This is a genomic window from Streptococcus sp. 1621 (assembly GCF_013276615.1).
Lineage (GTDB): Bacteria > Bacillota > Bacilli > Lactobacillales > Streptococcaceae > Streptococcus.
Window position 1 is genome coordinate 1 of sequence record NZ_VMLJ01000057.1, and the last position, 8,410, is coordinate 8,410.

Sequence of the window (8,410 nt, forward strand, 5' to 3'; positions counted from 1 at the left end):
TTACTTTGAGAAGTTAGCCTAATCACAAATAAATAAAAAAATCTTCCAATTCCCTTGCAAAAATGAAGAAAGTGTGATAACATAGTACGGTATGTGGTGCTAGCACATCCGCTATATTAGATCTAATAGGAGGAAAACACAAATGGCTAAAGTATGTTACTTTACAGGTCGTAAGACTGTATCAGGAAACAACCGTTCACACGCGATGAACCAAACAAAACGTGCCGTAAAACCAAACCTTCAAAAAGTTACTGTTCTTATCGATGGTAAACCTAAAAAAGTTTGGGCTTCAGCTCGTGCTTTGAAATCAGGTAAAGTTGAACGCGTTTAATAATAAAAGCAAGGAGACCTCAGGGTCTTTTTCTTTTGTCATATCGAAAAAATTATTTTAAAAGCAGAGTAAATATCCGCTGATACAGTATTCTGCTTTTACACTTGGGCTGAAATATGATAAAATAGAGTATCAACTAGTTGAGGTAAAAAGGATGACTGTAAAAATTAATACAAAAGATGGTCAAATCGAACTAACAGATGAAGTGATTGCAACCGTCGTAGGTGGAGCAGCAACTGAAATTTTTGGTGTGGTCGGTATGGCTAGTAAAAATGCCCTCAAAGATAATTTTCAAGCCCTTCTAGGTAAGGAAAATTATTCTAAAGGTGTCGTCGTAAAGGCAGCCGAAGATGGCAGCATTGCAGTTGATGTGTATACCGTGTTGAGCTACGGAACAAAGATTAGTGAAGTGTCAAAAAACATTCAAGAGCGTGTTGCCTTTAGTTTGGAAAACCAACTTGGAATTACTGCTCAGACTGTAAATGTCTACATTCAAAATATCAAAGTTGTAGGAGAATAATCGTGTCAAAAATTACTACTAGCTTATTTCAAGAAATGGTGCAGGCTGCATCAACTCGCTTGAATAAGCAAGCTGAATATGTCAATTCATTAAACGTCTTTCCCGTTCCAGATGGAGATACCGGGACAAATATGGGAATGACCATTGAAAATGGAGCTAAAGAAGTTGCAGACAAGCCAGCTTCTACAGTTGGAGAGGTAGCGAGCATTCTTGCTAAAGGGCTTTTGATGGGTGCGCGTGGGAACTCAGGTGTTATTACGTCTCAGCTTTTCCGTGGATTTTCACAAGCCATCAAGGATAAAGACGAGTTAACAGGTCAAGACTTGGCCCTTGCTTTCCAATCAGGTGTGGAAGTTGCTTATAAGGCCGTTATGAAACCAGTTGAAGGAACGATTTTGACAGTTTCTCGTGGTGCTGCTATCGGTGCTAAGAAAAAGGCTGAGCAAACAGATGACGCTGTTGAAGTCATGCGTGCAGCTTTAGAAGGTGCTAAAACAGCTCTAGCTAAAACACCGGACATGCTTCCAGTATTGAAGGAAGTTGGTGTTGTGGACTCAGGTGGTCAAGGACTGGTCTTCATCTACGAAGGTTTCCTTTCAGCCCTTACTGGCGAATATATTGCATCTGAGGACTTTGTAGCCACTCCTGCTAATATGAGTGAAATGATCAATGCGGAACACCACAAGTCTGTAGCTGGTCATGTAGCGACTGAGGACATTACCTTTGGTTATTGTACTGAAATCATGGTTGCTCTTAAGCAAGGTCCAACCTATGCCAAAGACTTTGACTACGATGAATTCCGTAACTACTTGAATGAACTTGGAGATTCTCTCCTCGTTGTCAATGATGATGAAATCGTCAAAGTCCATGTCCATACAGAAGATCCAGGACTTGTCATGCAAGAAGGTCTCAAATATGGTAGCTTGGTCAAGGTAAAAGTTGACAATATGCGTAACCAACACGAAGCACAGGTTGAGAAAGAAGCTGCTCAAGTTAGCAAGCCAGCTGAAGAAAAAGAGTATGCTTTGATTGCCGTGGTGGCTGGTAAAGGTCTAGCAGATATCTTCCGTTCTCAAGGTGTGGATTATGTTATCGAAGGCGGTCAAACCATGAACCCTTCAACAGAAGACTTTATCAAGGCTGTTGAACAGGTCAACGCTCGTAACATTATCTTCCTGCCAAACAACAAAAACATCTTCATGGCAGCTCAATCTGCAGCAGAAGTTTTGGAGCAACCAGCAGTAGTGGTGGAAGCTCGCACTCTTCCTCAAGGTTTGACAAGTCTTCTTGCTTTTGATCCAAGTAAGTCCATCGAAGAAAACCAAGAGCGTATGACAGCTGCTCTTAGCGATGTCGTTAGCGGAAGCGTCACAACAGCTGTGCGTGATACAACCATTGATGGCTTAGAAATCCATGAAAATGATAATCTAGGTATGGTGGATGGGAAAATTCTCGTGTCAAACCCTGACATGCACCAAACCTTGACAGAAACTTTGAAACATATGTTGGATGAAGATAGTGAAATCGTAACCTTCTATGTCGGTGAAGACGGAAGCGAAGAACTTGCCAATGAAATTGCTCAAGAAATCGCAGAAGAATTCGAAGACGTTGAAGTCGAGATTCACCAAGGTCAACAACCTGTTTACCCATACCTATTTAGTGTAGAATAAGATTAATGAAGGACTGAGAAATCAGTTCTTTTTTTCTTTTTAAATAATGAAATCGGTATCTTTTAAATAAAAACCAAAATAACATTCATAAATAAACGTTAAAATAGAAAATTCAGAAAATTTCTTCTTTTGTCTTGAAAAATTTTGAAAAAGTGGTATGATAGTAACAAGTTATTTTTAAGAGGAAAGAAAGGGGAACAATGGAGAAAATCAGTTTAGAATCTCCTAAGACGGGGTCTGACCTAGTTTTGGAAACACTTCGTGATTTAGGAATTGATACCATCTTTGGCTATCCTGGTGGTGCAGTCTTGCCTTTTTATGATGCGATATATAATTTTAAAGGCATTCGCCACATTCTAGGACGCCATGAGCAAGGCTGTCTGCATGAAGCTGAAGGTTATGCTAAATCAACTGGAAAGTTGGGTGTTGCCGTCGTTACTAGCGGACCGGGAGCAACAAATGCCATTACAGGGATTGCGGATGCCATGAGCGATAGTGTTCCCCTTTTGGTCTTTACAGGTCAGGTGGCGCGAGCAGGGATTGGGAAGGATGCCTTTCAGGAGGCAGACATCGTGGGAATTACCATGCCAATCACTAAGTACAATTACCAAGTTCGTGAGACAGCTGATATTCCTCGTATCATTACGGAAGCTGTCCATATCGCAACTACAGGCCGTCCAGGGCCAGTTGTAATTGACCTACCTAAAGACGTATCTGCTTTAGAAACAGACTTCATCTATTCATCAGAAGTGAACCTACCAAGCTATCAGCCGACTCTTGAGCCAAATGATATGCAAATCAAGAAAATCTTGAAGCAATTATCCAAGGCTAAAAAGCCAGTCTTGCTAGCTGGTGGTGGAATTAGTTATGCTGAAGCTGCTGCAGAATTAAATGAATTTGCAGAACGCTATCAAATTCCGGTGGTAACCAGTCTTTTGGGACAAGGAACGATTGCAACGAGTCATCCACTCTTCCTTGGAATGGGAGGCATGCACGGGTCATTCGCAGCTAATATTGCCATGACGGAAGCGGACTTTATGATTAGTATTGGTTGCCGTTTCGATGACCGTTTGACGGGGAATCCAAAGACTTTTGCTAAGAATGCTAAGGTTGCTCACATTGATATTGACCCAGCTGAGATTGGTAAGATTATCAGTGCAGATATTCCTGTAGTTGGAGATGCTAAGAAAGCCTTGCAAATGTTGCTAGCAGAACCAACAGTTCATAACAATACTGAGAAATGGATTGAAAAAGTTACCAAAGACAAGAACCGCGTTCGTTCTTATGATAAGAAAGAGCGTGTAGTTCAACCGCAAGCTGTTATTGAACGAATTGGTGAATTAACTAACGGAGATGCCATTGTGGTCACAGACGTAGGTCAACACCAAATGTGGACAGCCCAGTATTATCCCTACCAAAATGAACGTCAGTTAGTGACTTCAGGTGGTTTAGGAACCATGGGATTTGGAATTCCAGCAGCAATCGGGGCTAAAATTGCTAACCCAGATAAGGAAGTAGTCTTGTTTGTTGGGGATGGCGGTTTCCAAATGACTAATCAGGAATTGGCGATTTTGAACATTTACAAGGTGCCAATCAAGGTGGTTATGCTGAACAACCACTCACTTGGAATGGTTCGTCAGTGGCAGGAATCCTTCTATGAAGGTAGAACATCTGAGTCAGTCTTTGATACCCTTCCTGATTTCCAATTGATGGCACAAGCTTACGGTATTAAAAACTATAAATTTGACAATCCTGAGACCTTGGCTCAAGACCTTGAAGTCATCACTGAGGATGTTCCTATGCTAATCGAGGTAGATATTTCTCGTAAGGAGCAGGTGTTACCAATGGTGCCAGCTGGTAAGAGCAATCATGAGATGTTGGGGGTGAAGTTCCATGCGTAGAATGTTAACAGCAAAACTACAAAATCGTTCGGGAGTCCTCAATCGCTTTACCGGTGTCCTGTCTCGCCGTCAGGTTAATATCGAAAGCATCTCTGTTGGAGCAACAGAAGATCCGAATGTATCGCGTATCACCATTATTATTGATGTAGCTTCACATGATGAAGTGGAGCAAATCATCAAGCAGCTCAATCGTCAGATTGATGTGATTCGCATTCGAGATATTACGGATAAACCACACTTGGAACGCGAGGTGATTTTGGTTAAGATGTCAGCGCCAGCTGAGAAGCGAGCTGAGATTCTAGCGATTATTCAACCTTTCCGTGCAACAGTGGTAGACGTAGCGCCAAGCTCGATTACCATTCAAATGACAGGAAATGCCGAAAAGAGTGAAGCTCTATTGCGAGTCATTCGACCATACGGTATTCGCAATATCGCTCGTACGGGTGCAACAGGATTTACCCGTGATTAAAAATCCAACTTAAATTTGTTAAACCAGCCTAAAAGGCAATAAATAATAGAAAAGAGAGAAAAACTATGGCAGTTCAAATGGAATACGAAAAAGATGTTAAAGTAGCAGCACTTGACGGTAAAAAAATTGCCGTTATCGGTTATGGTTCACAAGGACATGCGCATGCGCAAAATTTGCGTGATTCAGGTCGCGATGTCATCATCGGTGTACGTCCAGGTAAATCTTTTGACAAAGCAAAAGAAGACGGATTTGACACTTATACAGTAGCAGAAGCAACTAAATTGGCTGATGTTATCATGATTTTGGCACCAGACGAAATCCAACAAGAATTGTACGAAGCAGAAATCGCTCCAAACTTGGAAGCTGGAAATGCAGTTGGATTTGCCCATGGTTTCAACATTCACTTTGAGTTTATCAAAGTTCCTGCAGATGTAGATGTCTTCATGTGTGCTCCTAAAGGACCAGGACACTTGGTACGCCGTACTTATGAAGAAGGATTTGGTGTTCCAGCTCTTTACGCCGTATACCAAGATGCAACAGGAAATGCGAAAAACATTGCTATGGACTGGTGTAAAGGTGTTGGAGCAGCTCGTGTAGGTCTTCTTGAAACAACATACAAAGAAGAAACTGAAGAAGATTTGTTTGGTGAACAAGCTGTACTTTGTGGTGGTTTGACTGCCCTTATCGAAGCAGGTTTCGAAGTCTTGACAGAAGCAGGTTACGCTCCAGAATTGGCTTACTTTGAAGTTCTTCACGAAATGAAATTGATCGTTGATTTGATCTATGAAGGTGGATTCAAGAAAATGCGTCAATCAATTTCAAACACTGCTGAGTACGGTGACTATGTATCAGGTCCACGTGTAATCACTGAACAAGTTAAAGAAAACATGAAAGCTGTCTTGGCAGACATCCAAAATGGTAAATTTGCAAATGACTTTGTCAATGACTATAAAGCTGGACGTCCAAAATTGACTGCTTACCGTGAACAAGCAGCTAACCTTGAAATTGAAAAAGTTGGTGCAGAATTGCGTAAAGCAATGCCTTTCGTTGGTAAAAACGACGATGATGCATTCAAAATCTATAACTAATTAGAAAGCAAAGAATTTTGCTAAAATAGTAGCTTCAGCTATTCGTGGGATATTAGATGTACTTATTTAGGAGTTGAAATCATATGAACATTACCAATTTGTTTTCTATCAAGACAGGATGTGATGAGAATGATAGGCAACTGCAAAAATTATTTTTTCAGTTGGATTTACAATTGGGAGAATTGACAGATCAACTAAGAAAATTAGATTCTAATTTTGTTCCTCGTAGTCAATTTGTAGACACGCTGGATTTGAATGATGTAGAATATAAAGAAATTTTAAACTATTTTATCTTCCATCGTAATGATAGTGAAGAAAGTTTGGCAGAATGGTTATATGATTGGATTTCTACAAATCGTTATGAACTTCCTAAAGAGTTTTCAATTCGTATGGCTCATAAATATCATGAAAGTGTTGCTGAAGTTTTTGGAGATGAATAACTAAAAAAACAGTCATTAGTGACTGTTTTTTATAGAAAAAGAGGTTTTATATGTTAAGTTCAAAAGATATAATCAAGGCTCATAAAGTCTTGAACGGTGTGGTTGTGAATACACCGCTTGATTATGACCATTATTTATCGGAGAAGTATGGTGCTAAGATTTATTTGAAAAAGGAAAATGCCCAACGTGTTCGTTCCTTTAAAATTCGTGGTGCCTATTATGCTATTTCTCAGCTCAGCAAGGAAGAGCGTGAGCGTGGAGTAGTCTGCGCTTCTGCGGGAAATCATGCGCAGGGAGTTGCCTATACTTGTAATGAGATGAAAATTCCTGCTACTATTTTTATGCCCATTACTACTCCGCAACAAAAAATTGGGCAGGTTCGCTTTTTTGGTGGGGATTTCGTGACCATTAAACTAGTTGGAGATACCTTTGATGCCTCAGCTAAAGCAGCTCAAGAATTTACAGTCTCTGAAAATCGTACCTTTATTGATCCCTTTGATGATGCTCATGTCCAAGCAGGTCAAGGGACTGTTGCTTATGAGATTTTAGAAGAAGCTCGAAAAGAATCGATTGATTTTGATGCTGTCTTAGTTCCTGTTGGAGGTGGTGGTCTCATTGCTGGGGTTTCTACTTATATTAAGGAAACAAGTCCAGAGATTGAGGTTATCGGAGTAGAGGCGAATGGAGCGCGTTCTATGAAGGCTGCCTTTGAAGCTGGTGGACCTGTTAAGCTCAAGGAAATTGACAAATTTGCGGATGGGATTGCTGTGCAAAAGGTAGGACAGTTGACCTATGAAGCAACCCGTCAACATGTTCAAACCTTAGTAGGTGTTGATGAGGGATTGATTTCTGAAACCTTGATTGACCTCTACTCCAAGCAAGGGATTGTTGCAGAACCTGCTGGAGCGGCTAGTATCGCTTCTTTAGAAGTTTTAGCTGAATATATCAAGGGGAAAACCATTTGTTGTATCATTTCTGGAGGAAATAATGATATCAACCGTATGCCAGAAATGGAAGAACGTGCCTTGATTTATGATGGTATCAAGCATTACTTTGTGGTCAATTTTCCACAGCGTCCAGGTGCTCTGCGTGAGTTTGTAAATGATATCCTGGGACCAAATGATGATATCACACGTTTTGAGTATATCAAACGAGCTAGCAAGGGAACAGGGCCTGTATTGATTGGGATCGCTTTGGCAGATAAGCATGATTATGCAGGATTGATTCGTCGAATGGAAGGTTTTGATCCGGCTTATATTAACTTAAATGGGAATGAAACGCTTTATAATATGCTTGTCTGAGGGCTAATAAAAAAATATCATATTATTTGCACAACTGATGTATAGGTGCTATAATGAAGATGAAGAAAGGGGGCGATTCCTATGGTTTTAGGAAACTTATCGTGCAATTCTTACTTCTGTTCATTATAGCACTTATGATGTTTGGCTCAGATTTCCATCCTTCATTTTGATTTCCCGTCTATTTTGAAAAGTAAACTCACACGGTCTTTAAGATGTGATTTGCTTTCTTTTTGCTGACAAATATATCATATTAAAAGGATATATGAGCAACTGACTGAGCTTATCTGTCTTGTCATCTTTATTAAGGATGGTTTAGAGAATCGGGTGTTTGGTTTTAGGCTAGCACCTCAATATCCAAATGAGTGATGAATTTGAAGGATATAAGGAATAGCTATCTATCAGATGATTTTTTGAGGAAGAAAGATAGGAGTTTTTGAGCTAGTGAAGGCTTGGATTTCTAAAGGTTAGAACTGTCATCTTCAGTTCTTAAATCGAAGAAATAAGCTATCTTACGGAAATAGAGAAGCATTTTTTTAAAAGCTTGAATAATTTTGCACCTCAAGAGGGTAATAATACAATATTTTTATTAGCAAATATTTATGGTGTAGAGGCTAGCAAAACCTATATATTATCGGCTTTAAAAAGGAAGTAAGAAAATTATGAACTAATTATTTTGGTAAATTCCCAAAC

8 protein-coding genes and 1 pseudogene are annotated in these 8,410 nt (G+C 39.9%); all 9 read left to right on the forward strand.

The window, feature by feature from the left end:
- Positions 1 to 142 precede the first annotated feature (142 nt).
- Positions 143 to 331 (forward strand): 50S ribosomal protein L28, encoded by a 189-nt coding sequence (gene rpmB, locus HT697_RS09965; protein ID WP_001140948.1) that lies wholly within the window; start codon positions 143 to 145, stop codon positions 329 to 331.
- Positions 332 to 485: 154 nt separating this feature from the next.
- On the forward strand, positions 486 to 851 hold the full coding sequence (locus tag HT697_RS09970; RefSeq protein ID WP_000216436.1) for an Asp23/Gls24 family envelope stress response protein: 366 nt from the start codon (positions 486 to 488) through the stop codon (positions 849 to 851).
- 2 nt (positions 852 to 853) lie between these two features.
- Positions 854 to 2,521 carry a DAK2 domain-containing protein gene (locus HT697_RS09975; RefSeq protein WP_000036655.1) on the forward strand — a complete coding sequence of 556 codons (1,668 nt, stop codon included), beginning with the start codon at positions 854 to 856 and terminating at the stop codon, positions 2,519 to 2,521.
- Between the two features lie 200 nt (positions 2,522 to 2,721).
- Positions 2,722 to 4,422 (forward strand): acetolactate synthase large subunit, encoded by a 1,701-nt coding sequence (locus HT697_RS09980; RefSeq protein WP_060805182.1) that lies wholly within the window; start codon positions 2,722 to 2,724, stop codon positions 4,420 to 4,422.
- Positions 4,415 to 4,891, forward strand: coding sequence for an acetolactate synthase small subunit (gene ilvN, locus HT697_RS09985; protein WP_001253803.1), 477 nt, complete (start codon positions 4,415 to 4,417; stop codon positions 4,889 to 4,891). The genes HT697_RS09980 and ilvN overlap by 8 nt, the downstream gene beginning before the upstream one ends.
- A 65-nt stretch (positions 4,892 to 4,956) precedes the next feature.
- A complete protein-coding gene (ilvC, locus tag HT697_RS09990) occupies positions 4,957 to 5,979 on the forward strand; it encodes a ketol-acid reductoisomerase (protein WP_000290683.1) in 1,023 nt (340 codons plus the stop codon).
- Between the two features lie 83 nt (positions 5,980 to 6,062).
- Positions 6,063 to 6,419 carry a ketol-acid reductoisomerase gene (locus HT697_RS09995; RefSeq protein WP_173217925.1) on the forward strand — a complete coding sequence of 119 codons (357 nt, stop codon included), beginning with the start codon at positions 6,063 to 6,065 and terminating at the stop codon, positions 6,417 to 6,419.
- A gap of 50 nt (positions 6,420 to 6,469) precedes the next feature.
- Positions 6,470 to 7,720, forward strand: a complete 1,251-nt coding sequence (gene ilvA / locus HT697_RS10000; protein WP_000952975.1) for a threonine ammonia-lyase IlvA — start codon at positions 6,470 to 6,472, stop codon at positions 7,718 to 7,720.
- 538 nt (positions 7,721 to 8,258) lie between these two features.
- Positions 8,259 to 8,372 (forward strand): annotated as a pseudogene (locus HT697_RS10410) (SPFH domain-containing protein); the annotation flags it as partial.
- Positions 8,373 to 8,410: the final 38 nt, after the last annotated feature.